This is a genomic window from Salibacterium halotolerans (genome assembly GCF_900115625.1).
Classification (GTDB): Bacteria; Bacillota; Bacilli; order Bacillales; family Marinococcaceae; genus Salibacterium; species Salibacterium halotolerans.
In genome coordinates this window covers 53,759-76,830 of the sequence record NZ_FOXD01000007.1, presented here as the reverse complement: position 1 = coordinate 76,830, position 23,072 = coordinate 53,759, and the positions used below count along the sequence as shown (strand labels likewise).

The 23,072-nt window shown below is 48.5% G+C and carries 25 protein-coding genes and 1 riboswitch; of the genes, 8 read left to right on the top strand and 17 right to left on the bottom strand.

All coding sequences use genetic code 11. The features are described from left to right. The first annotated feature begins 25 nt into the window (after positions 1-25). Positions 26-115, top strand: a riboswitch (cyclic di-GMP riboswitch). A gap of 33 nt (positions 116-148) precedes the next feature. Together BM124_RS07705 and BM124_RS07700 are read left to right on the top strand one after the other, a co-directional pair. After that, a complete protein-coding gene (locus BM124_RS07705; protein WP_093336537.1) occupies positions 149-268 on the top strand; it encodes an anti-repressor SinI family protein in 120 nt (39 codons plus the stop codon). A gap of 202 nt (positions 269-470) precedes the next feature. Next, positions 471-797 (top strand): helix-turn-helix domain-containing protein, encoded by a 327-nt coding sequence (locus BM124_RS07700; protein ID WP_093336659.1) that lies wholly within the window; start codon positions 471-473, stop codon positions 795-797. A gap of 9 nt (positions 798-806) precedes the next feature. Here the strand turns inward: BM124_RS07700 and BM124_RS07695 are convergent, their stop codons facing one another. From BM124_RS07695 to BM124_RS18875, 3 genes are all read right to left on the bottom strand, one after another. Next, positions 807-941: an anti-repressor SinI family protein gene (locus BM124_RS07695; protein ID WP_093336536.1), complete on the bottom strand. Its 135-nt coding sequence runs from the start codon at positions 939-941 to the stop codon at positions 807-809. Further along, on the bottom strand, positions 931-1,308 hold the full coding sequence (locus BM124_RS07690; RefSeq protein WP_093336534.1) for a helix-turn-helix domain-containing protein: 378 nt from the start codon (positions 1,306-1,308) through the stop codon (positions 931-933). Before BM124_RS07690 ends, BM124_RS07695 begins: the two co-directional genes overlap by 11 nt. 721 nt (positions 1,309-2,029) lie before the next feature. Beyond that, a complete protein-coding gene (locus BM124_RS18875; RefSeq protein ID WP_170841033.1) occupies positions 2,030-2,206 on the bottom strand; it encodes an SE1832 family protein in 177 nt (58 codons plus the stop codon). 176 nt (positions 2,207-2,382) lie between these two features. On the opposite strand from BM124_RS18875, the gene BM124_RS07675 reads away from it, so the two are divergent. Then, positions 2,383-3,219, top strand: coding sequence for an ABC transporter ATP-binding protein (locus tag BM124_RS07675; RefSeq protein WP_425288580.1), 837 nt, complete (start codon positions 2,383-2,385; stop codon positions 3,217-3,219). Between the two features lie 53 nt (positions 3,220-3,272). Here the strand turns inward: BM124_RS07675 and BM124_RS07670 are convergent, their stop codons facing one another. After that, positions 3,273-5,306 carry an iron ABC transporter permease gene (locus BM124_RS07670; protein WP_093336529.1) on the bottom strand — a complete coding sequence of 678 codons (2,034 nt, stop codon included), beginning with the start codon at positions 5,304-5,306 and terminating at the stop codon, positions 3,273-3,275. A gap of 3 nt (positions 5,307-5,309) precedes the next feature. Further along, entirely contained in the window at positions 5,310-6,413 is a 1,104-nt protein-coding gene (locus tag BM124_RS07665; RefSeq protein WP_244504274.1) for an ABC transporter substrate-binding protein, read from the bottom strand. Between the two features lie 198 nt (positions 6,414-6,611). On the opposite strand from BM124_RS07665, the gene BM124_RS07660 reads away from it, so the two are divergent. Further along, entirely contained in the window at positions 6,612-8,027 is a 1,416-nt protein-coding gene (locus BM124_RS07660; RefSeq protein ID WP_093336526.1) for a sodium/glutamate symporter, read from the top strand. Positions 8,028-8,065: 38 nt separating this feature from the next. On the opposite strand, the gene BM124_RS07655 is transcribed toward BM124_RS07660, so the two are convergent. Next, the gene (locus tag BM124_RS07655) at positions 8,066-9,256 is read right to left on the bottom strand and encodes an MFS transporter (RefSeq protein ID WP_093336656.1); all 1,191 of its coding nucleotides are present in this window, start codon (positions 9,254-9,256) and stop codon (positions 8,066-8,068) included. A gap of 213 nt (positions 9,257-9,469) precedes the next feature. On the opposite strand from BM124_RS07655, the gene BM124_RS07650 reads away from it, so the two are divergent. Continuing rightward, positions 9,470-9,673 (top strand): hypothetical protein, encoded by a 204-nt coding sequence (locus BM124_RS07650; protein WP_093336524.1) that lies wholly within the window; start codon positions 9,470-9,472, stop codon positions 9,671-9,673. Between the two features lie 27 nt (positions 9,674-9,700). On the opposite strand, the gene BM124_RS07645 is transcribed toward BM124_RS07650, so the two are convergent. Further along, positions 9,701-10,126: a hypothetical protein gene (locus tag BM124_RS07645; protein WP_093336523.1), complete on the bottom strand. Its 426-nt coding sequence runs from the start codon at positions 10,124-10,126 to the stop codon at positions 9,701-9,703. Positions 10,127-10,152: 26 nt separating this feature from the next. Here BM124_RS07645 and BM124_RS18870 point away from each other — a divergent pair, with 26 nt between their 5' ends. Further along, on the top strand, positions 10,153-10,359 hold the full coding sequence (locus BM124_RS18870; protein WP_170841032.1) for a hypothetical protein: 207 nt from the start codon (positions 10,153-10,155) through the stop codon (positions 10,357-10,359). A 167-nt stretch (positions 10,360-10,526) separates the two neighbouring features. Here the strand turns inward: BM124_RS18870 and BM124_RS07640 are convergent, their stop codons facing one another. Next, on the bottom strand, positions 10,527-12,044 hold the full coding sequence (locus tag BM124_RS07640) for an aldehyde dehydrogenase family protein (RefSeq protein WP_093336521.1): 1,518 nt from the start codon (positions 12,042-12,044) through the stop codon (positions 10,527-10,529). Positions 12,045-12,193: 149 nt separating this feature from the next. Here BM124_RS07640 and mnmH point away from each other — a divergent pair, with 149 nt between their 5' ends. Next, positions 12,194-13,222: a tRNA 2-selenouridine(34) synthase MnmH gene (gene mnmH / locus BM124_RS07635; RefSeq protein WP_093336519.1), complete on the top strand. Its 1,029-nt coding sequence runs from the start codon at positions 12,194-12,196 to the stop codon at positions 13,220-13,222. 52 nt (positions 13,223-13,274) lie between these two features. On the opposite strand, the gene BM124_RS07630 is transcribed toward mnmH, so the two are convergent. The 3 genes from BM124_RS07630 to BM124_RS07620 all read right to left on the bottom strand — a co-directional run bounded on the left by BM124_RS07630 (position 13,275) and on the right by BM124_RS07620 (position 16,238). Further along, on the bottom strand, positions 13,275-14,192 hold the full coding sequence (locus tag BM124_RS07630) for a peptidoglycan-binding protein (RefSeq protein WP_212634945.1): 918 nt from the start codon (positions 14,190-14,192) through the stop codon (positions 13,275-13,277). Positions 14,193-14,555: 363 nt separating this feature from the next. Then, the gene (ytvI, locus tag BM124_RS07625) at positions 14,556-15,674 is read right to left on the bottom strand and encodes a sporulation integral membrane protein YtvI (RefSeq protein ID WP_093336517.1); all 1,119 of its coding nucleotides are present in this window, start codon (positions 15,672-15,674) and stop codon (positions 14,556-14,558) included. Positions 15,675-15,797: 123 nt separating this feature from the next. Continuing rightward, on the bottom strand, positions 15,798-16,238 hold the full coding sequence (locus BM124_RS07620) for a DUF6884 domain-containing protein (protein ID WP_170841031.1): 441 nt from the start codon (positions 16,236-16,238) through the stop codon (positions 15,798-15,800). 122 nt (positions 16,239-16,360) lie between these two features. Here BM124_RS07620 and manA point away from each other — a divergent pair, with 122 nt between their 5' ends. Then, positions 16,361-17,320, top strand: coding sequence for a mannose-6-phosphate isomerase, class I (manA, locus tag BM124_RS07615; RefSeq protein WP_093336515.1), 960 nt, complete (start codon positions 16,361-16,363; stop codon positions 17,318-17,320). 4 nt (positions 17,321-17,324) lie between these two features. On the opposite strand, the gene BM124_RS07610 is transcribed toward manA, so the two are convergent. The 6 genes from BM124_RS07610 to nikC all read right to left on the bottom strand — a co-directional run bounded on the left by BM124_RS07610 (position 17,325) and on the right by nikC (position 22,856). After that, on the bottom strand, positions 17,325-18,260 hold the full coding sequence (locus tag BM124_RS07610; protein WP_093336514.1) for a PD-(D/E)XK nuclease family protein: 936 nt from the start codon (positions 18,258-18,260) through the stop codon (positions 17,325-17,327). Between the two features lie 30 nt (positions 18,261-18,290). Further along, positions 18,291-18,875 carry an EAL and HDOD domain-containing protein gene (locus BM124_RS07605; protein ID WP_170841030.1) on the bottom strand — a complete coding sequence of 195 codons (585 nt, stop codon included), beginning with the start codon at positions 18,873-18,875 and terminating at the stop codon, positions 18,291-18,293. 101 nt (positions 18,876-18,976) lie between these two features. Further along, on the bottom strand, positions 18,977-19,987 hold the full coding sequence (locus BM124_RS07600; RefSeq protein WP_093336511.1) for an ABC transporter ATP-binding protein: 1,011 nt from the start codon (positions 19,985-19,987) through the stop codon (positions 18,977-18,979). Further along, positions 19,959-20,993 carry an ABC transporter ATP-binding protein gene (locus BM124_RS07595; protein ID WP_093336509.1) on the bottom strand — a complete coding sequence of 345 codons (1,035 nt, stop codon included), beginning with the start codon at positions 20,991-20,993 and terminating at the stop codon, positions 19,959-19,961. Before BM124_RS07595 ends, BM124_RS07600 begins: the two co-directional genes overlap by 29 nt. 29 nt (positions 20,994-21,022) lie before the next feature. Then, positions 21,023-21,943 (bottom strand): ABC transporter permease, encoded by a 921-nt coding sequence (locus BM124_RS07590; protein WP_093336508.1) that lies wholly within the window; start codon positions 21,941-21,943, stop codon positions 21,023-21,025. Positions 21,944-21,962: 19 nt separating this feature from the next. Beyond that, entirely contained in the window at positions 21,963-22,856 is an 894-nt protein-coding gene (gene nikC, locus BM124_RS07585) for a nickel transporter permease (protein WP_093336507.1), read from the bottom strand. Positions 22,857-23,072: the final 216 nt, after the last annotated feature.

Here is a 23,072-nt window from a genome sequence, read left to right as displayed (position 1 = left end):
CACACAGGTTCGATGAATACCTACCTTGAGAAAAAGGCAACTCTGTCGAAAGGCAGGGACGCAAAGTCACAGGCCTGTCGTCATGTTCAGTGACCACGGCGGCTGGGCTGCCTAAGGCATTCCAACAGGCTTTAGGGGGTTGAATCAAATGAAAAATCCGGCGCAGCTCGATCAGGAATGGGTGATTCTGATAAAAGAAGCGAAACAAGCGGGATTAAGTGTGGAAGAAGTGAAAGCTTTTTTGAATGAACGGCAGGTAACATCCTGAAAGGAACGAGCCAATCTATCCAAGGTTGGCTTTATTTATATAGCATGGATACCCCGAACCTTTTGCTTGATGAAAAAACAGGTTCCCGCCATGGTGTTCCAGATATTTCAAACGTTTTTGTTGTTCATTATAACAGACATTCATTCGTTATATGTTATAATCATGACATACATGTTAAGAAAAAGGAGTCCACCCCATGACTATGATTGGCGACAGAGTAAATAAATACCGTAAAGAAAAAAACATCTCGCTGACAGAACTTGCTGTGCAGGCCGGTGTGGCGAAATCGTATTTAAGCGCCATGGAACGAAATATTCAGACCAACCCTTCCGTACAGTTTCTTGAGAAAGTGTCCGGTGTTCTCGATGTGCCGGTGGATGCCCTTTTGAAAGACGAAACAGCTCCTAATGATCAGGAGCTCGATGAGGAATGGCGTTCCATCGTCCAGGAAGCTATGGATTCCGGGGTGACGAAAGAACAGTTTAAAGAATTTCTTGAATTCAATAAATGGCGTTCTCAAAATAAGTAATCCGGCACTTTATCCCGACTCATCTTTATTACTGCCGCTCAAAAAAACGAGAACTTCTTCGGGAGATAATCCAATATACTTTGCCTCATCTATAAGTTCCACCCATTCCTTGTCCAGATCGCGGCTTTCTTCATTACTGCTCATGTAACGTTCCCCCGTTTTTCTTGTTTTGTTCTGCCCACTTCAGGTATTTGATATATTCCTGAAAATGTTTAAACTGTTCTTTACTGACTCCTTCCTGTATCGCTTTTTCTATAAGAAGCACCCACTCTTCATCAAGCAGTTCCTCCTCTTCTTCGTGATAGAGCTCTGTCCATGTATCCCCGATTAATTCTTCCACCGATATGTCCATAACAGCAGCTATTTTTTTCAGTACCTCGATGGAGGGATTTTGTTTCACATTTCGTTCTATATAGCTTAAATACGACTTGGAGATCTCCGTCTGTCTTGATAAATCCGCCAGGGATATCCCCTGTTTTTTCCGGTATGATCTCAATTTATGACCCAGCATATGCTTATCTCCCTTATCCCTGTCCTTTTGTTCATTATATAAAACAAAAATAAATTTTCAAAAAATGAAATCTAAAGGAATAAGGAGAAAATTACGTTATATAGAACGATATTTGTTCTATATAACGTAAATAAAGAATATTCGGAGCTTTTCAGGTCTCTTTATTCATTATATAGTTATATTATATTCTATAAAACGAACACATCGAAGGGGTTGGGAAAACATGGTGAGGTTACGGGGTGGTACATACTATACCTGGATACAGGGGCATTTGATCGTTTTGTTTCATATCAGATGCAACGAGAGCCGTCTTTATATTGATGGATCATTCAAAGGCAGGGTGCCTTTTCAGTACACGAAAGCAAAGATCCAGAGGTTGCAGCATCACGACAGACGAAAGGGCCTTCATTACAACGGGTGTAACATCTGGCAGGAGGGGCAGAGGGGGCTCTTTGTGCATGTGAGAGTGTGAAGAAACAGACACAGACCATGTTTCTTTTTTCATTGACAACTGGAAAGATCATCACACAAAATAGTAAAAAAGACATGCTGTGTGAAGGAGAGTCCTCATTGTTTCAACGGATGCTCGTTATATCATTGATACTTATCATTTTATGCTTCATCGGATACTATCTGGTTCAAACCCAGCCCGGCTACGCCACCGACATATTATCTGCTTTATAAGCAAAAGGAGGACGGACTGTTCAGACCGCCCTCTTTTTTATATTCTATCCAACGTCTGACGGAGTTCTTTCATTTCTGTTTCGATAAGTTCGAGTTCACGGATGGCTCCGGCGGCGTTTCCTCCTACGGTTTCCAGTTTATCGAGATCTCCCTGGATGCGGATGTAATCCATTTTCAGATGTTGGATCCGTTCTTCGATTTCATTTCTATCCATGTTTTCAGCCTCCATTTTTCCTGCTGTCCGAAACATATCATAACGATTTCAAGGACTCAAATGATAAGATTTTTCAATGAAGTCTTGCAAACTGGTGCAGCAGCCTTTATAATTTTAAGTGAAAATGATTATCAGTGTTACACACGCGTGCGACCGGGAAAGGGGCATCGGACATAATGAAATTGTCTACCGAGCATATAGCAGTTGCCTACAATGATCATACCATTATTGATGACATGAACATAGAGATACCCGATGGCGTCATTACGTCGATCATCGGGCCGAACGGATGCGGGAAATCCACGCTGCTGAAAGCTATGTCACGCATTATGAAACCTACTCAGGGCGCTGTTTATTTAAGCGGACGCAATATACATGAAATGAAAACAAAAGAAGTAGCCAAAGAGATGGCTATTCTGGCCCAGTCTCCTGATATCCCGCAGACCCTGACGGTATCCCAGCTCGTTTCCTTCGGGCGTTATCCGCACCGCCGCGGCGCCGGACGGCTGACGGCGGAAGACAAAGAAGCGGTGGAGAAAGCGATCGAAGACACCGGCATGATGGAATTTAAGGACAGGACGCTCGATGCGCTGTCCGGCGGACAGCGCCAGCGGGCATGGATAGCGATGGCGCTCGCCCAGGAGACCGAAGTTATGCTCCTCGATGAACCGACGACGTATCTTGATATGGCGCATCAGCTTGAAATACTGGAACTGCTGGAGTCGCTTAATAAGAAAGAAGAACGTACCATTGTCATGGTGCTGCATGATTTGAACCACGCAGCCCGCTTTTCGGACCATCTGATTGCCATGAGAGATGGAACGGCCGAACACATCGGCAGCGCGGAGGAGGTTATCAGCAAACCGGTTCTTCGTAATGTATTCGGCATTGATGCCTACGTGGTGGAAGATCCGCGTACCAAAAAGCCGGTCTGCATGACATATGATCTGGTAGGACGTCACCTGGAATCCGTGCCGGATAAGGACAGGAAACAAGCACTGGCGGAAGTATAACAGCGCCGTAAAAAAAGAAAGGATGGAATCCGCATGTTCTGCGGGTTCCATCCTTATTTTTTGGATGACCGGCTCATCAGCCATAGAAAGAATGGAGCCCCGATAACGGCCGCTACAAGGCCCGATGGAATTTCTTTCGGGGCCAGCAGCATGCGTCCGGTCATATCGGAAACGACGAGAAGAGAAGCGCCGAGAAGAAGCGCCACGGGTAGAATCTTCCGGTGATCCTGGCCGACGAGAAGCCGCGCGAGATGCGGGGCAACGAGGCCGATAAAACCAATCGTTCCCACGGCGGCTACCGCCATCGCTGCTGAAAATGTTGCGGTAAGTGCAGTAACCCAGCGCACAGCTCCTATCCTGACACCCAATCCAACCGAGGTTTGATCTCCGAGAGAAAGAATATTGAGTTTCACCAGCAAAAAGGCGGACACTGGAATCAGCACAAGAATCGGCCAGATTAGAAACATCTGTAATTCACTGTATCCGGTCGCATAAGTGCTCCCGGACAGCCAAGTCAACGCAGCGGCAGCGTTCATATTGAAGCGGGTAATAAGTATCTGGGTCACCGCGCTGCATGCCGCTGAAACTGCGATGCCGGTAAGAGCGAGAATTGATGGATCGAACTCCGTTTTCCAGGAGAAAAACAGAACCACCGCGACAGCAAGCAGGGCACCGATAATGGCTCCCGCCGGAAACCAGGCCGCCGACAGCCCGGAAAACACAAACATGATCAGTAATACACCAACGCCTGCGCCGGAAGTGATACCAATAATCGAGGGGTCGGCCAGAGGATTCCGGAGAATTCCCTGAAACAACAGACCGCTTAATGAAAGCAGTAAACCGGCGGCCGCAGCTGCGAGGATTCTGCCAAGCCGCAAATCAAAAATAATATATCTTTGGCCGGACGTACCACTGTCCCGCAGGGCGTTCCACGTATCAACAAATGCAAATCCGTCCCCGCCTCCGGCGAGTGCTGCAAAAAAGGAGGCCACAAGAAGGACCGCCGCCGCGCTGACGATAAACGGATAGGGCAGAGACAATACATTGCTGCCCGAAGAAAGACTTTCCTGAGACCGTGATCCAAAAAGGGTTTGTCTGTGTTTTACAATCAGCCAGACAAGCCACGGCCCCCCAATCAGCGCTGTAATTGATCCGACCGGAAGTTCTGAAAGGGAAGGATCAAGGAAACGACCGAGAATATCGGCGCCAACCAAGAGATTGGCTCCCCACAGCATGGAAGCACCAATTAATTTGCCATGAAGCTGGAACCCTGCAAGGCGGATAATATGCGGCGCAACAAGCCCGATAAACGCGACAGGACCTACAACACTGACCGGGAGCGCCGTAAGAGCGACAGCGGTGAAAAACATCAGCACCTGAATCAGCCGGACGTTTTCCCCGAGCGTCCCGGCCTGGTCTTCGCCAAGCAGAAGCAGATCCATCTTCCGGCCGAGCCATATGATAACAAGAAACAACAGCCCAAGCCATGGGAGTGTGAAAAGCACTCCCTGCCAGTCCTGCTGCACGAGGGTGCCGTTTCCCCACAAAAACAGACCGGATGTTTCATACTCAAAGAAGATTTGAAGCACGGAGGTAAAGGAGGAAAACATTAATGTCAGAACCATTCCGGCAAGGGCCATCCTGACCGGAGTGGCTGATGAACCGCCGGACATGATAAAGACGAGAACCGCTGCAAATGCTCCCCCCAAAAAAGCCAGCAGAAAACCGCTGTTTTCAAGCCATGCCACTTGTGACACCGTGCCCACGATAACAAAAAAATACGCCCCGGAATGCACACCCAGCGTGCTCGGCGACGCCAAAGGATTCTTCGTCAATGTCTGAAAAATGACACCAGCTGCGGCAAGGGCCGCACCGGACAGAATACCGATGACAATTCTCGGAAGATATACAGAGCGCACAATCTGGTGGTTCAGGTCACTTCCGGATAAGAACAACGTTGCCCAGACGCTTTGCAGCAGAATATCGCCGGTGCTTTGATATAAATGCAGTAAGATAAGAAAAAGAAGGAGAACTGCCCCTCCCCCAAACAGAGAGACAGTCCTGTTCATACGCGTGATTGCGTTCATGTTTTACTCTCCTGTCAATGCCTGCACGGCTTCCTCAGCGATGACCTCGGCTGAAAGCGGGCCGCCGAATGTCCAGGTACCGCCCGGAAGAGCATAGACACGGTCTTCCTGTACAAAGTTGAGGTTTTCCCAGACAGGATTGCCCTGCAGCTGGTTTTTGATTACATTGTCATTTTCCTGGGTAATATGCATAAAGGTGCTGTCCTGATAAGGCTCGAGGTCTTCAACCGTCCCCTCTGCAAATCCATAAGCCTGGAATTTAGAGCTCTCATACGCATTTTGCAGTCCGATCTTAGTCATGATCTCCATCACCATGGAGTTGTCCGTGAAAAACCGCAGTGTCGCTGTTTCATTAGAACTGTAGGTTTGGGAGAGCAAAATCTCAGTGCCGTCCATTCCTGCTTCACTCAGACGGGTACTGAGTTCACTGTACCGCTGATCAAGATTTGACAAGACTTGTTCGGCTTTATCCTGCTTACCTACGGCTTTGGCAATCTGCTTGAACGTTGTTTCCATTTCTTCATACTGCGTCGGACCGTTCTCTCCCGGATAAGGCTGAAATACCAATGTAGGCGCAATCTCGTTCAATTCACTGCCGATACTGCTGTGCCTGGATTTCGTTGTAATAATGAGATCCGGCTCCAGCTGTGCAATCTTTTCCAGGCTCGGTTCCTGACGGGTGCCGACATCTGTTACGCTATCCGTGAGTTTTGGTTCAATATTGACATATTGTTTGTACCCTTGTACATCAGCTACACCTGCTGGCTGTACACCAAGAGAAAGCAGATTTTCCGCATAGACCCATTCCAGCACAACGATCTTCTGCGGTGTTCCTTCCAGTTGTTTTTCCCCTGTGGCATCGGTTACCGTAATCGTTTCACTGCTGCTGTTTTCACTGTTTTCGGTATTTCCACTGTTATCTTCTGTACTCTCCGACGACGTCTCCCCGCCGGAACCGCTGTCATTATTAGTGCCGCTGTCTGATCCACTGCCGCATGCCGCCAGTACCAGAGCCGTCATAACAGCGAGAAGTACTATGTAAAACGATTTGCCAAATTTCATAATAGAACCGTCCCTTTCATTAATGATAAAGATTATCAATTTCATTAAAAATCATACTATGAAATCAACGCCGGGTCAATAGAAAGCTGGCTTGTCAAAAATTGAATGAGTCCCTATCAAATCAGCTATCATTGAGGTGTTCTGTATTTCTATAGGTTTGAATACATGGTAAAATAGAACATCGTTCAATATAACCTTCTGTTATAATCCGGATTCCAACCAACAAAGAAAGGAAGGGTTCAGATGTCGTATGATGTAATAGGAATGGGAATCGTCATTATCAGTATTATGCTTGCTTTGGGGAAGTGGATTCGTATCCGCATCCCGCTTATGCAGCGCTTGTTCCTTCCGAGTGCTTTAATCGGAGGGTTTTTGGCCCTGCTTCTCGGCCCCGGGGTTTTAGGACGGGTCACCCAGGACCTGTTTGGTGAGGGGTTTCTGGAAAACGGACTGTTTACGTCCGGTATCTTCGAAGTTTGGGGTGCGATGCCCGGCCTTTTAATTAATGTCGTTTTTGCCGGTTTATTTATTGGTTTCCGCATCCCGAACGTAAAAGAGATCCTCCGCATCGGCGGGCCGCAGATCGCCTTTGGCTACACCTTGTCCTGGGGGCAGTATGTTGTGGGGATTGGATTGTGTCTGCTCTTTTTAACCCCGGTGTTCGGGCTGCCGCCGGGGGCTGGTGCTTTAATTGAAATCGGCTTTGTCGGTGGACACGGCACCGCAGCCGGTATGCAGAACACCTTTAACCAGCTTGGTTTTGAAGCAGGCTATGATCTGGCTGTGGGTCTTGCAACGGTTGGTGTGTTATCCGGTGTCATCGCCGGCGTGATTTTACTGAACTGGGGCGTGCGCCGCAAAAAAACGAGAGTCCTTCAGAAACCGGAAGAGATTTCTGTGGATGCCCAGCTTGGGATCAACGAATTTGACGCAAGGGACCCGGCAGGAAAAATGACGACGTCCCCCACTTCCATAGACCCGCTCACGTTCCATGCGGCATTGGTTGCCATTGCGGTATTTCTCGGTTATGTACTGCTGGAAGCACTGAAATGGCTGGAATCGGTGACCTGGGGGGCATGGAGTGACGTGTACATTTTTGAATATGTGCCGTTGTTCCCACTCGCCATGCTGGGTGGTATTATTGTTCAGATGACGTTTACGAAGTTCGACAAATATGATCTGATCGACCGCGGTTTGATCAACCGTATTCAAGGGCTTTCTCTTGATCTGCTTATCGTATCGGCACTGGCAAGTCTGGAATTATCGGTGCTCGGCACGTATTTCATTCCGTTTGTCGTTCTTGCTGTTTCCGGTATCGCGCTGAACGTGCTCGGTTTTATCTACCTGGCTCCCCGCATGATTCCATCTTACTGGTTTGAGAGGGCTCTCGGCGATTTCGGGCAGTCCACCGGTGTCGCAGCGACGGGGCTTCTCTTAATGCGCGTGGCCGATCCTGGTAATAAATCACCCGCGTTTACTGCATTCGGGTACAAACAGATATTATTTGAACCAATGGTCGGCGGGGGCCTCGTGACAGCCACCGCGCTTCCGTTTATTTACCAATTCGGCGCTATTCCAGTATTCATCGTCGTAACAGTTCTCATGATAGCCTTTATGCTTCTTGGTCTGCTGCATTACGGCCGGAAAAAAGAAGAATAATAGAAAAAGAAGGCGGTCCGTGCGGGACTGCCTTCTTTTTAGGCATCAGTGTGTGACTGGAATAATGATTTATCCTCCACCAGATGCGTAATAATTGTTAGTATCATACCAAAGAAAATGATTCCTGCGGCAATAAACGTAATCATGACGTAGGGGAAACCGGCATCCAGAAACACCGTTCCCAGCGTCGCCCCGATGGAGTTGGCAAGGTTAAAAACAGACGCCGCGACCGTGCCTGACATCGACGGGGAGTCAGGGGAAGCGATAATGATTTTGGAATTGAGAATCGGGGTTGTCCCAAACGTGCCTGCGCCGAACAGAAAGCACATAATAAACGCCAATACAGAAAACTCAAGAAGAAAGGTGAACAGCGCCACAATCCCCCCGAGCACCGCAAGAAATACAATTAGACGCTCGGTCAACCTCTCCGGGTGAATACGTCCGGAAGCAAAGTTGCCGGCGACAGCACCCAATCCGAAAAAGAAAAGTCCTGTGGTAACGCCGGTTACGTCGAAGCCGGCGAATTGGCGCAGCATCGGTTCCGTGAAGGTATAAGCGGTAAATACACCGGAAAAACCAAAAACAATGATAGCAATCACCATTAAGACGCTTTTGTTTTTCAGCATGCCGGCCAGCTCTTTTTTGAGCTGCGGCGTGCTTGATGGTTTCACATTCGGTGTAACCACAGCGAGGCCGATGAATGTGAGGACACCAAGCAGTGCAATGAACCAGAAGACGAGCCGCCAGTCCAGGGCGCCGCCGATAAACGATCCGAACGGAACACCAAGCATAATCGCGATGGTCAGGCCGCCCTGCACGGATGCAATAGCCTGCGTCCGCTTTTCGGGGGCGGACATCTGAACGGCAAGCGACATACAGAGGCCGAAAAACGGCGCGTGCATGGCTGCTGAAAATAATCGGGACAGTACCAGTATTTCAAACGTCGGTGCCGCAGCAGCTATGATGTTGCTGATGATAAAAATACTTATGAATACAAGCAGAAGCGGTTTCGGAGAATACTTGATCGTAACCATGCGAAGGAGCGGTCCAAATACCGCTACACTAATAGCGTAAACGCTGAGCAGCACCCCGGTGGTGGATACTTTCACATCAAGCCCTTCTGCAAACTGCGTCAATAAACCGGTGACGACATATTCTGTCATTCCGACCGCGAAGGTTCCAAGCATAAACACGGCCAAAATGACGCTGCGTGGAAAATCAAGCTTCATCATTTATTCTCTCCTCTGTTTTTTCTCACAAACTACCATCGTACGTCATACCGGTGATGATTGTCCAATCACATAAGCAAAAAAACAGAGATAAATAAAAGGAATGAAGGGCCTTGTGTTTGGAATAAAATGAAAAAGGTAACATAGTAAAAAAGGGAGTTTACAGCGGAAGTCAGTGATGGAACGAAGAACCGTTTGGAAAGGAGGAGACGATTGGTTTCAGATCTCTTATGGATAGCAGCAGCTGCCATTATTATCGCCGGTATGTTCTATATAGACAAAAGAAGACAAAAAAATAAAACGAATAATGGAGAATACACCGAAGAACAAAAAGCGGTGGAAAGAGAGGAGGAAAAAGCAAAATCCCGCCGAAACGGGCCTCCGGGAGCCGGAGGAATGGATGGCGGAGGAATGTAGAAGGGTATATTTTTTTCCGGCTGGTGCTTATGGAAGCAGCAGCCGGAAATATATCAGGATAAATAGATAAAACAGCAGCAGCAGAATGGAGAAAATCATAATCGCCCACATATAGGGTAGTTTTACATATTTGGACTGCTTTCGGATGGTGACCGCTGATAAACTGAAGGATAAAAACAGGGCACCCAGAAGAAAATAAACAATCCATTCGGCAGCCTGCTCCCAAGGCAGAAAATAAATAAACGGCATAACAGCAAGCAGGAAGCAGATCAAGCCAAAGGCATAAAGGGAAAACCGGAACAGATAATGATCCAGTTTGGACTCTTTCAACTGGCGCCGGCGGTCCATCCGGCTCACAGCTTCCAAGGGGTCTTCCACAGATCCCGAGAGCTGTTTCCATTTTTGTTTTAACGAGTCGGGGTGAAGGTACTGCATCATAGATTTCAGGCGCATGTCGTCTCTCTCCTGTTCAAGTCGCTTTGAGAAGTGTATCACACATAACAATAAAACAGAATCCAACCGAAATCCTGCATGTTCCGTATCATTTTTTTAATGATGCTTTGCAGCGTCCGCTTGTAAGTGTACTTGTTTGGCGTGTATTTGGTCTGATTCGGCTTGTAAAAGGTGCCGGTTGGCCGGTAACGTATCATTCGGACAGTATTGCTCTTGATTTGGCACGTAAATGACGGTATTCGGCATGTAAATGCAGCCATTCGGCTGGTAAGCGCGTCCTGCCGGTGTGAAAGGCAGGAGCACAAAAAATCCGAACGCGGTAGCATCGTGCTGCACGCAGCAGATTATCCCAACGTCCGGATCATGAGAGAACTGGTATTATGTTACTCAGGTCTCTTTTTTATGATTTATTCAAATTCATGTAGGACTGGATAAACGATTTCCAGTTGCGGCGCTGTCCCCAGAAGTTCGAAATCATGTCCAGGAATAGGTCGTATTTTCCGGCGTTTGGATACCAGATGATTTCATTGTCTTCGGTACCTTTATCAGCCAGAACCGACGTTTCGATACAGAAGCTGCGCATGCCGTCGCGGCCGTGATACTTTCCGATGCCGCTGTTTTTTACACCGCCGTAAGGGAGGTAGAAGTTCGCGACACTTAGCAGCACTTCGTTGATGTTCATGTTTCCGGTTTTCATCCCGGCGGTGAATCGTTCCGCACGGGGGATGTCGCTTGTAAACACACTGCCGCCAAGCCCGTATTCGGTATCATTGGCAAGGGTCACCGCTTCTTTTTCGGTTTCAAAAGCCATAATCGGCATCACTGGTCCGAATGTTTCCACACTCCACAGCGCCATCGAAGGTGTGACATTGGTAAGGATAACCGGTTCAATGAACAGATTACTGTCATCCCAGTTTGCCGGAACTTTTCCGGTTTCAAGAACCGCCCCCTGATCCAGCGCCTCCTGCACCTGCTCTTTCACATGATCATACTGCCGGCGGGTCGTCATCGAGCCGATATCCGCGTCAGTGTCCTGTCCCTGCCGGAGTTTTGCGGCTTCCTGTTTCACTTCTGTCAGAAAAGAATCATAGATACCTTTCTGAACGAAGACGCGTTCGGTGGACAGGCAGACCTGCCCGCTGTTATGAAAGGATCCCCAGACCGCAGCCTTTGCGGCACGAGTGACGTTGGCATCCTCAAAAACGGTCATGGCGTCTTTTCCGCCAAGTTCAAGGGTGGTAGGGATTAATTCCTTCGCTGCTTTCTCCTGAATCTTTCGGCCTGTGGAGACAGAACCGGTAAAATGGATAAAGTCTGGATTTCCGCTCGTTAATGCCTCTCCAAGGTCCGGATCGCCCATCACGACCTGCAGCACATCTTTTGGAAATAACGCAGCAAGACGACGCAGCAGTTCTCCCACCATCGGCGTATCCTCCGAAGGTTTCAAAATGACGGTATTTCCTGCAGCGAGGGCCTCGGCCACCGGAGAAACAGCCAGTTGAAAAGGGAAATTCCAGGGAGAAATGATTAATACGGTGCCGCGCGGTTTACGGTTAATATACGAAGCTTTTCCCGCAAAATGAATAGGCGTTTTCACTTTTTCGTTGGACATCAAGCCTGGTGCTTCTTTTTCCACATGTTTCAATGCATCCGCGGCTCCCATCACTTCTGTCGTTAATGCGTCCGTTTTGGTTTTGCCGGTGGAAGCGGAAATAATATCTGCGATTTCCTCCTGGAGGTCAATCAGCACGTGACGGAATCGTTTAAGATAGGCTGACCGTTGTACGGTGGACAGCGTCGCCCACGAATCCCGGGCAGCGCGGCTGTTTTCATAGATTCGGCCGGTTTCAGCCGCCGGAGTTTCCTCAAATGAGCCGAGTACGGCGCCATCAGACGGCGCCTGTGCTTTCAATACCATATCGATGTGCTCCTTTCTAGTTTCGTAACAGTCTTTCCTCTATCTTTGTTCCTTTCCGGACGTCATCTTAAACCTTTATGTTCCGTCCGCCACCCTTGTGTAATGCTCTTTGAAAGCATAGACTTGTTCTATAAGGGAGTGAACCACCGATGTTTGAAGACACACAATTTGTTGACGTACGTTCGCCGTCGGAGTTTGAAGAATACGCGCTTCCCGGAGCGGTAAACATCCCGTTGTTCAGTGATGACGAGCGGGCGCACGTAGGCACTATATACAAACAGCAGGGAAAAGAACAGGCCGTAAAAGAGGGGCTGAAAATAACAGGCCCGAAGCTCCATGATTATTATGAAAAAATGAAAGAAACGGCGGACGCCGCAGGGGATAAAGAAATCGTCGTGTACTGCTGGAGAGGCGGCATGAGAAGCCGTTCGTTTGTTTCCTCCATGCAGATGCTCGGTATAGCCTGCACCCGGCTGCAGGGCGGGATACGATCGTGGCGGAAAAAGGTAATAGAGACGCTGGAACAGGAGAAACAGAGCAGTCGTCGTTACATCGTTATTACTGGAGGAACCGGAACAGCGAAGACCGTTATTCTGCATCGGCTCCAGGAGGAAGGATGGCCGGTCATTGATCTTGAAGGCCTTGCCAACCACCGCGGCTCTGCGTTTGGTAACATAGGGCTGAAGCGTAAAAGCCAGAAACAATTTGAATTTGATTTGTGGAAACGACTCGAAGAACTGCGTGAAAATCCCTATGTTATCATAGAAGGGGAAAGCAGGCGCATCGGCAACATTAATCTTCCGGATTTCTTAATGGAAGGAAAAGCGGCCGGCACGCGTCTGAATGTGCAGCTCCCGATGAAAGAACGGGTGCAGGTCATTATGGAAACGTATGCCCCCGAATCTCATCATAATGAGGTTGTTCAGGCCGTGGAAAAGATAAAGAAGAACATGTCTGAGGACGTGAGGGAACGTCTTGAGGACGCACTGCAGTGGCAAAGGTATGAAGAAGTAGTTGAGAACCTCCTGACGTATTATTATGACCCGCGCTACAAAAAAGCGTTCGAGCAGTACGAACAGGAAGCTGTCATCATCAACGAGCCAACCACTGTGCGTAACCTGGAAAAAGTAAGAGGATATCTGCAGCAGCACACCGCTCGTTCCAGTGTAAAATCATAATAAAAAGGAGCAGCCCGGTTTTTTGGGCTGCTCCTTTTGGTGTGCCTCGCATTTAATTGAGGATGGTAACTTCGAGATTTCTGCGTCCGAAGTCGTATGCTGCACTTTTGCTTGGCATATGAACATCGATTTTGTTGCCGTGGATGGAACCGCCGGTATCAGCTGCGGTGTAAGTGCCGTAGCCTTCAATGTGAACCTTGGATCCGAGCGGGATGACGTCAGGGTCAACGGCAATAACTTTGGCGCTAGGATTTGCGTTTAAGTTAACTCCTGTAGCCGTTACACCGGAGCAGCCGGCGCAGTCAGCTGTGTACGCTGTGGCGCTGACGTTGATGGTTCTGCCTTCCTGCTCGGAACTGCTCGATTCAGCGGCAACGCTTTCGTTATGGTTTTTGGACGTTTCAGCTGCCTCTTGTTCCTGTTCTGCCTGGCGCTGTTCCGCCCGCTCGGCTTCATTGATTTCAGCGTTGATCGTGCCGAATGTTTGAGGACCGGCAAGTCCGTCAACGAGGATATTTTGTGAGCGCTGGAAGTCTATGACGGCTTGATGAAGGTCTTCGGAAAAGACACCGTCTGCTTCTCCTTCATAGTGTCCCAGGTTTGAAAGACTTTCCTGAAGGTACTCCACAGCTTCTCCTTCATCTCCCTGGGAGAGAATTTCAAGGGAACCTACCGTAACAGGACCTGCAATACCGTCTTCACTAAGATCGAATTTATTTTGATAATCTTTGATGGCAGAAGCGGTGTTTTCATCATATGTTCCATTTACGTCGCTGCTTTGAAGAAGACCTCTGTCTTCAAGAAGGGTCTGCAGTTCTTTTACTTCACTGCCGGAGTCTCCTTTTGTTAAATCCGTGTCTGCGGTTTCCTGGGCACCGGCTGCCGCAGGTACGGCTCCGAGTGTAATGCCGGCTGCCAGAGCTGGAATACCGATTAATTTCCATGTATGATGTAGTGGTTTTATATTCAAAATATAAACCTCCTTTTTGATTGATACTTCCTTTTGCCGCTTCAACGATTCACATCGTATCAAGCGGGACAATGGGAAATCAATGGAAATCAGCGGTTTTAATCAAATTGAAATAGGAATGTAAACGTGGGAAATCTATCTATAATCTAAGAGGACGTTTTTAACAAATATGAAATGCATAAAGAGAGGTTATGGAAGGAAAAAAGCGTAATGATTCCGGAGCTGATTCATTTTGCTGCGTACACAAAGAATCTTCCGGTTGTATCATGCCCCAGGCCTGTCCAACCCAAAAAAGCCCGGGAAACTCCCGGGCTTTTTTGGGTTGCTGCCGTCTTTTATGGTCGTTGGCAGGTATGCGGGGGGTTAGTCTCTGAATCCGTGCACAATAAACTGTTTCAGGTCCCGAAATACGCCGATATCGATAAGTATGACGATCAACACGAGCAGGACGGGCCCGAGAAGCAGCCCGACGGCGCCAAACAGCTGGAGACCGGCAAACATCGAGACGAGCACGGCTATCGGGTTTAGATTCATACTGGAGGAGAGTACTTTTGGTTCTATCGTCTGCCGGACGATCATCGTAATACCGTATAACACAGCAAGCCCGATACTCAGCCCAATGCTGCCCGTGAGAAGCAGATACAGCGACCACGGAAGAAGAATAGTGCCTGTGCCGAGATACGGGAGAAATTCAGCGATGCCGACAATGACCGAAAGTAAAACTTTCCCGTTGACCTGAAGCAGGGACAGCCCGATAAATACAATAATCCCGGTAATCAGCATCAGAATCAGCTGTGCGCGGATATAGCCGAATACCCTGGAACGGAGAGAAAAATAAAACGCTCGGAGCCGGGACAAAACAGATTCCGGAATATAGTGAGCCGCGCCCCGGGTGAATTTTTCCCAGTCTTTGCCGAAGAAATAAATCGCAATCAGAATGAAAAGAAACGCAACCAAAAAGGTGGGAACGTTCAATACGATCTGCGTCAGAGCATCAGCCAGGCGCTGGGCATACTGGCCGACCGCGGTTCCGAGCTGGGAACCGATTTGAGAGATGCCGCCGTTAATCGGCAGTCCCTGTCCGCTGCTCAGGTTATCCGCCGCACCGCGGATCTGCTGCCATAACGGCAGGACTGATTCATTAAAAAACCGCTGAATATTGCTGAAGGTCTGTTCCGTCCAGTTCGGCACTTTGTCGGCAAAACGCTGGATGCCGTCAATGATGAGAAACGTCAATCCGGTTATAATGCCGCCGACGACGCTGAGACCGAAGAGCAGGGCACACAACGCAGCGATGCCGCGGGGAAACCTTGCTTTATGATGCAGGAAGGATGACAGTGGTTTGAGCATCCAAGTAAAAAAGGCAGCCAGCCAGAATGGATAGGTTAATTGGAATAATACAGCGATCAGCCAAAGAACGACTGCCACTGCAGCTACGGTTATAAGGGATCTGACGATAATCCAGGCGGTTTCTTTTTTCACACGTATCCTCCTAGCAGGTAGAAACATCTGTTACATCTATTTTACTTACTCCAGCGAATTTTTGCCAGGGTCACACATAGTGAAAGGGGCAGGTACTTGCAGCATACTCCTTCACAGAATGTATCAGGAGAGAAAGTCAAGCCGCCGCAGCATGTCACCGATGCCCCGGCACCCCTGCAGCGGTTTCTGCCATTCATACTGCTTAGGGTGAGGAAGAACACGCAGGAGCACATTCTCATGTTTTTTTCCTGTCAAAAGAACGATAGTGTCGGTGTCGTCGAGGCTTTTGTCGTGCCATTGCTGCGTCAGTGTTTTGTCATCGATAACCTGGTCTTTTGGAAAATGAAAGCCGGTGTCATAGTTTTCGGGAACAATATCCAGCGGCAGCAAAAAGCCGTGGCGGGCGGAAAGAACGGTCCAGTCCCAGCCGTGTGCTTCCGCATACTTTCTGCATTTTTTGTGCAGGGTTCCCTGGTAGGCATCTTTGGCATAGACGCACCCGGCTGCCGGATCCATATCCCATATTTTCTTTTTTCCGCATGGAATGATGCAGAGCATTGTCACAGCGCAAGTCTCCTTTGTTGTGTTGTGCTGGATGGGAAGGTGGTTCCCGCTTTCCATGAAAAACGGTATGTTCTATATGATACAATACAGGAGGAAACATAGAAAAACAGGAGGGCTGGCTGATGTACAACGAACCACTATTTCTGGAGCCGGTGTTAAAAGAAAGAATCTGGGGAGGAACGAAACTGAATGAGGCATTCGGCTATTTTCTGCCATCTGATCAGACAGGGGAATGCTGGGGGATTTCCGCGCATCCAAACGGCGCATGCACGATAAAAAACGGACCGCTTCACGGACAGACTCTGCGTACCGCCTGGAAAGAACACAGAGAGTTGTTCGGCCGGGAAGACGGGGAGGAGTTCCCGCTGCTTGTGAAACTGCTTGATGCGGCTGATGATTTATCCGTACAGGTTCATCCGGACGACAGCAAGGCGCGTGTCCTTGAAGAAGGAGAAGCGTTTGGAAAAACAGAGTGCTGGTACGTTGTTCAGGCGGATCCGGGTGCTTCGCTGATTCTCGGTCATAACGCGGACAGTAAAGAAGAACTGGAGAAACGAATGAAAGAAGGGGACTGGGAAGCACTGCTCCGGACAGTTCCAGTGCAGGCGGGAGACTTTTTCTACGTGCCGAGCGGTACCATCCATGCTATCGGAGGCGGAGCCCTGATTCTTGAAACCCAGCAGAGCTCGGATACGACATACCGGGTGTATGATTACGACCGTACGGATGCGGACGGAAACAAGCGGGAGCTTCACCTCGGTAAGTCACTCGAGGCCGCAAAGGTACCGCACAAGGATCCAAAAAGCTCCCGTGATGTCGTGCATCAGGGTGATAACGGCGTCGTTGAGCAGCTTGTCCATTCACCGTATTTCCAGGTGTACCGCATGCACTGCCGAAGCCGACTCTCTCCCGGACTGGATGCGCCTTACGTACTCGCAACGGTTCTGCGCGGTGAAGGAACTATCGAAACAGAGGAAAAGACGATACCGGTGGAAAAGGGGCAGCACTTTATTATTCCCGCCACCATGCAGCACTGGGAAGTAAAGGGGGATATAGAACTGATTGTAAGCACCAGGCAATGATGAATCAGGGAAAACAAAGCTCATAAAAATTACAGAACCGGCAGGCATTCTCATCCGTCGTCTGCGGGAACTCCTCGAGTGGCAGGGGCTGGTTGTCCACCGGACTCTCCAGATACTCTGTCATTCGTTCCACACTGCTTCCGATCAGCTCCTGGACCTTTTCCAGTGTGACATGATCGAGTTGATGTTCCACTGCTTCGCCTTCGAGCAGGTATTCATTTCGTATAATAATGTCCTCCAGGTTGTCCACTTCATAGTTTTCAAGAAGGTACAGAGCATAAAGCGCCAGCTGATAGGGGTCTTCTTCCGACTTCTTTCCGGTTTTCCAGTCGGCGATAATCCATTTGTCCCGCGCTGTATCTTTGTAGAGAAGGTCGAGCACGACAAACACTTTCAGACGTCCGACATACAGAATACGGAACTTTTCGGATTCCAGAAATTCAATGTTTTCATTGTAGGCAAGTTCCTGCATCGTCCGGCTGTTTAGAAAATGGCCGGCTGTCGTCTGCATGCGCCCCTTTATTTTTTCCACTTTGACTTCGGGGAGCTGGTTGGAGCTGCCGTAATAGATTTCGTGAAACATCGTCGTTTTTTTCGGTTTCTGCTTCCACTGCTCCATTCGGCGGGTGGAATCAAGAAACCCTTCATTCAGCGATGTCCGGATCCGTCCGCGCAGTTCGTCTTCCGGCGGAATCCAGCCGGTATTCAGGTAATTATCAATCACATTTTCTATCAAGTCGTGCACGATGGAGCCGAAGAACATTTCAAGATTCGTCAGGTTCTTCAGGCGGTAGGCGTGTCTGCTGAGAGGTTCGGCATTCTTCAGCCAGCCGTTGTGAGACGTATAATACTGATGAGCGTACTGCCTGGCGCAGTGCATCAACGTTTTGTGACGCGACAGTGACCAGGAAAATTCGGGGTAGGTTTTGATTTCAAACATGCCGGTTCACCTTCTTTCTTTGATAGGCATTCATTTCATAAGCTGCGGGCAGCCGAAGTAATATCCCTGAAACAGTGTGAATCCCATCGATTTGGCTTTTTGGAATTCAGCGGCCGACTCCAGTTTTTCAGCCAGCAGATAAAAATCATAAAGGCGCCGGGACTCGATGATGCGCTCAAGATTAGCGCTGCTGCTGTTCTGCCAGTCGACTTTAATGATATCGGCAAACGGCAGAAACATTTCATTGGAATGATCGAGCACGAAATCATCCAGAGCAATCTGATAGCCGCTTTCTTTTAACTCCCGGAGAACCTCCACCATTTCATCTGAGCCTTTAATATCCTCGAGAATCTCTACCGTGATTTTAGAAGCGGGGAGCGAGAGAGGCAGCCGCTCGAGAAGCGATTGTTCTGTGAAATTGAAAAATGCGGGGTGTGGTCCGGTGACCGTGTCCGGATTGATGCAGAGAAGTCCTTTGGACACAACATCGAAAGTCGCCGTATCCGGATCCTCCTTCATAAAATCATGTTCTTCCGAAGCCCGGTATAACAGTTCATATCCATAAATCTCTTCATCTGCATTCACAATTGGTTGTACAGCTACAAAGCCACTCATACAGCCCTCCAGATTACGAGCGACATACATTCTTCGCTTCCATTATACCAAAAAAAACGATTGTCAGAAGAAAAAAATCCTGCCGACAATCGTTTTATGGGTTATTCTGCTGCTTTGTGTCTACCGGCTTCGATATCTTCGATGTAATGACAGGCTGCCTCATGAGTGCCGGTCATCGTTTCCGTCTTCCTCAGTTCCGGCTTTTCGTCGCGGCATTTATCGGTGGCAAACGGGCAGCGCGTGTGAAAGCGGCACCCGGATGGCGGATCAATCGGTGACGGAACGTCCCCTTTGAGTACGATCCGTTCCTGTTTATGCGAAGGATCGGGCACCGGAATAGCAGAGAGAAGGGATTTTGTATAAGGATGTTTCGGATTGTCAAAAATCTCTTTCTTCTCGCCGATTTCCACTATTTTTCCAAGATACATGACAGCAACACGGTCGGAGATATGACGGACAACCCCCAGGTCGTGGGCAATAAAGAGGTACGTCAGGTTATATTGTTGCTGCAGGTTTTTTAAAAGGTTCAAAACCTGTGCCTGAATCGACACGTCAAGCGCTGATACAGACTCATCACAGATGATGAATGTTGGATCGACCGCAAGCGCACGGGCGATTCCCACGCGCTGACGCTGGCCGCCGCTGAATTCGTGCGGAAACCGGTCCAGCTGGTGGGAACCAAGTCCGACCGTGTCGAGCAGTTCCATCATTTTGTCGACCCGTTCAGATTTTGGCACCGCGTCCTGAATGGCCATCGCTTCTTCGAGTACCTGACGGACGGTCTGACGTGGATTAATGGAAGCGTACGGGTCCTGAAAAATAATCTGCATGTCTTTTCGTTTTTTCCGCATTTCTTTTTTATTTAAATCAAGCAGGTTTTCCCCGTTAAACTGAATATTGCCGTTGGTTGGTTCATCGAGACGGAGCACCGCCCGTCCGGTTGTCGATTTGCCGCACCCGGATTCGCCGACAATGCTGAGGGTTTCCCCTTCATTTACATAAAAGCTGACATCGTCCACGGCTTTGACATGGTTGACGGTTCGTCCGAACACACCGCCTTTAATGGGAAAATACTGTTTTAAATTATTGACTTCGAGCAGTTTGGTAGTCATTTTTCACATTCACCTCCGGATCTCCGTCCCATTTTTCACTGTAAATCCAGCACCGCACCTGGTTACCGTCCTCTGTTTCCATGAGATCGGGAAGTTCATTTGTACAGATATCCGATGCGAACGGACAGCGCGGAGCAAAGCGGCATCCTTCCGGCATTTCGCCTGGTTTCGGTACGTTCCCTTCAATAACATTCAATTCATCCTGGTCCATATCATGTCTTGGCAGTGAATTCATCAGCCCCACTGTATAGGGATGCTTCGGCTCCTTGAAGAGCGTATGGACGTCCGCGTACTCTACTACTTTCCCAGCATACATGACCGCTACATAATCGCACGTCTCCGCCACAACGCCAAGGTCATGGGTAATAAGAATGACCGACATGCCGAGACTCCGCCGAAGCTCATTGATAAGATCGAGAATCTGGGCCTGGATGGTTACGTCAAGAGCTGTCGTCGGCTCATCGGCGATAAGCAGCTCCGGATTACAGGCGAGGGCAATTGCGATCATGACGCGCTGCCGCATACCGCCGGATAATTCGTGCGGATACTGTTTCACCCGGTCTTTGGGGGAAGGAATGCCGACAAGTTCAAGCATTTCCACAGATTTCGACAGGGCGTCTTTTTTAGAAAGCCCCTGGTGGATCTGAATCACTTCAGAAATCTGTTGTCCGATAGTATAAACCGGGTTCAGGGACGTCATCGGCTCCTGAAATATCATGGAAATCTTATTGCCTCTTATCTTCTGCATCTGTTTTTCCGTTTTCTGCAGCAGATCTTCTCCGTTATAGTGGATGGAACCGCCTTTGATACGGCCCGGATTGCGGATCAGACGCATCACCGACATGGACGTGATACTTTTTCCGGAACCGGACTCTCCGACAATACCGACCGTTTTTCCTTTCGGAATATCGAGGGAGACCCCGTCCACGGCTTTCACTTCTCCGTCGTCCACAAAAAAGGAGGTCTGAAGGTCTTGTATCTGCAGAACATCGGCGTCATTGGACATATCTCATTCCGCCTTTCTTCTTTCGTTAATCAGTTCAAATCAATCCGTTTATTCAGAAAACGGTAGGACAAATCGACAAGCAGGTTCACAAGAATAAAGATCAGCGCTATCACAAGGACTGATCCCTGTACGGCAGGGAAGTCCCGTGCTGTGATGGACTCTACGACAAAGCGTCCGAGACCGTTGATGGAAAACACCGTCTCTGTCAGTACCGCACCTGTAAGCAGTGTCCCGAATTCAAGGCCGATAACCGTAACAACAGGAATCATCGCATTTTTCAACGCATGTTTGTAAATGACAATACGTTCCTTTACACCTTTAGCACGCGCCGTGCGGATATAGTCCTGACCGATGACTTCAAGCATGCTCGAACGCGTCATTCTCGCAATGATGGCAGCACCTGCTGTTCCAAGTGCAATAACCGGCAGTACAATCTGCTCAGGAGTCCCCCAGCCTGATACAGGGAAAATCCCCAGATTGATGGAAAAGAACTGTATCAGCATAAGTCCGAGCCAGAAGTTCGGCATCGAAAGACCAAAAAGGGCAATGATCATAACGACAACATCCGTGACGGTATAGTGGCGGACAGCAGAAATGATGCCGGCAATTAATCCTATGAATGTGCTGAGGATCATACTGTAAACGGTGAGCTCCAGTGTCACCCAGAAACGGCTGAACACTTCATCAGCAACAGGCTGCCCGGTCCGTATCGATGTGCCAATGTCCCCCTGGATGGCATTGGTTACAAATTGTAAGTACTGCATTGGAATAGGATCATTCAGTCCGAGACGCTCCCGGATCTGATCGATAGTCTGCTGGCTGGCAGCTTCCCCTGCAATCACCTGGGCAGGATCTCCCGGTACAAGATGCATCATGAGAAACACAAGAATAGAAACCCCGAAAATGACGGGGATGGCCTGAATAATTCGTCGTATTGTAAAAACTAACAAATGGTTTTTCCCCTTTCGTTTAGGATTTCATTTTCGGGTCAAGAGCATCCCGCAGACCGTCTCCGAATATGTTAAAAGCAAGCACGACAATAACAATTGCAAGACCTGGAAACAGGGCGACGTGGCCGGCTTCGAAAATATAGTTCCGTCCGTCGCTCAGCATGGCCCCCCATTCCGGTTTGGGAGGCTGGGCACCGAGACCGAGAAATGATAATCCGGCAGCTGTAAGTATCGCAGTCGCAATTCTAAGCGTTGCCTGAACGATAATGGGTGAAAAAACATTCGGAAGAATGTGACGAAAAATAATGCGTGAATCGCCGGCACCAAGGGCCCGGACAGCATCAATATATTCCAGTTCTTTCACCGCAAGCGTCGACCCGCGTACAATTCTTGCAAAAGCCGGAACAGAAAAAACAGCAACCGCAAGAATAACGTTGTTCAGGCTTGCCCCGAGAATCGTAACAACCGCAAGAGCGAGCAGAATCCCCGGAAATGCCAGAAGGACGTCCATCAGGCGCATGAGAATGGTATCAATCTTCCCCCCGTAATAACCGGCAACGATTCCGATAATCACTCCAAAAATGGCTGCGATAAAAACAGAAAAGAATCCAATATATAATGTAATGGACATGCCATGTACAATCCGGCTGAAAATGTCTCTTCCAAGTTGATCCGTTCCGAACCAATGTTCGGCAGATGGGCCCTGCAGCTTATTCAGAACATTCTGTTCCGCTGCGGTATAGGGAACAAAGTAAGGACCAATAACAGCCACCAGAATAAAAAATAAAATGAGAATCCCCCCGGCCATGGCGGCTTTATTTTTTTTCAGCCTTTTGAAAATGTTTTTGGCATTTTCAATGTGAGGGTTGGCTGGTTTTTTTGCTGCTGGTTCTTTAATGGTTGTTTCTGCCAACGTATATACTCCTTTCTCACATAAAATTCAAAAAACTATAGATTGCCTGAATCTATCAACATATTACAAAAATGAATTATATCATGATTGTATTATATTACAATGATAAATATATTATAATAAAATAATAGTGGAGAGGCGGTGCATTGTAAATAAATCATGTCTAAAAAACGGGAGTAAAAAAACAGCTGTGGTTCTAAACCCCTTTAAAGCGGG

Coding starts and splice junctions, on each gene's coding strand:
- BM124_RS07705 (WP_093336537.1), top strand. CDS start 149: ATGAAAAATCCGGCGCAGCTCGATCAGGAATGGGTGATTCTGATAAAA.
- BM124_RS07700 (WP_093336659.1), top strand. CDS start 471: ATGATTGGCGACAGAGTAAATAAATACCGTAAAGAAAAAAACATCTCG.
- BM124_RS07695 (WP_093336536.1), bottom strand. CDS start 941: ATGAGCAGTAATGAAGAAAGCCGCGATCTGGACAAGGAATGGGTGGAA.
- BM124_RS07690 (WP_093336534.1), bottom strand. CDS start 1,308: ATGCTGGGTCATAAATTGAGATCATACCGGAAAAAACAGGGGATATCC.
- BM124_RS18875 (WP_170841033.1), bottom strand. CDS start 2,206: ATGGATAGAAATGAAATCGAAGAACGGATCCAACATCTGAAAATGGAT.
- BM124_RS07675 (WP_425288580.1), top strand. CDS start 2,383: ATGAAATTGTCTACCGAGCATATAGCAGTTGCCTACAATGATCATACC.
- BM124_RS07670 (WP_093336529.1), bottom strand. CDS start 5,306: ATGAACGCAATCACGCGTATGAACAGGACTGTCTCTCTGTTTGGGGGA.
- BM124_RS07665 (WP_244504274.1), bottom strand. CDS start 6,413: ATGAAATTGATAATCTTTATCATTAATGAAAGGGACGGTTCTATTATG.
- BM124_RS07660 (WP_093336526.1), top strand. CDS start 6,612: ATGTCGTATGATGTAATAGGAATGGGAATCGTCATTATCAGTATTATG.
- BM124_RS07655 (WP_093336656.1), bottom strand. CDS start 9,256: ATGAAGCTTGATTTTCCACGCAGCGTCATTTTGGCCGTGTTTATGCTT.
- BM124_RS07645 (WP_093336523.1), bottom strand. CDS start 10,126: ATGCGCCTGAAATCTATGATGCAGTACCTTCACCCCGACTCGTTAAAA.
- BM124_RS07640 (WP_093336521.1), bottom strand. CDS start 12,044: ATGGTATTGAAAGCACAGGCGCCGTCTGATGGCGCCGTACTCGGCTCA.
- mnmH (WP_093336519.1), top strand. CDS start 12,194: ATGTTTGAAGACACACAATTTGTTGACGTACGTTCGCCGTCGGAGTTT.
- manA (WP_093336515.1), top strand. CDS start 16,361: ATGTACAACGAACCACTATTTCTGGAGCCGGTGTTAAAAGAAAGAATC.
- BM124_RS07610 (WP_093336514.1), bottom strand. CDS start 18,260: ATGTTTGAAATCAAAACCTACCCCGAATTTTCCTGGTCACTGTCGCGT.
- BM124_RS07605 (WP_170841030.1), bottom strand. CDS start 18,875: ATGAGTGGCTTTGTAGCTGTACAACCAATTGTGAATGCAGATGAAGAG.
- BM124_RS07600 (WP_093336511.1), bottom strand. CDS start 19,987: ATGACTACCAAACTGCTCGAAGTCAATAATTTAAAACAGTATTTTCCC.
- BM124_RS07595 (WP_093336509.1), bottom strand. CDS start 20,993: ATGTCCAATGACGCCGATGTTCTGCAGATACAAGACCTTCAGACCTCC.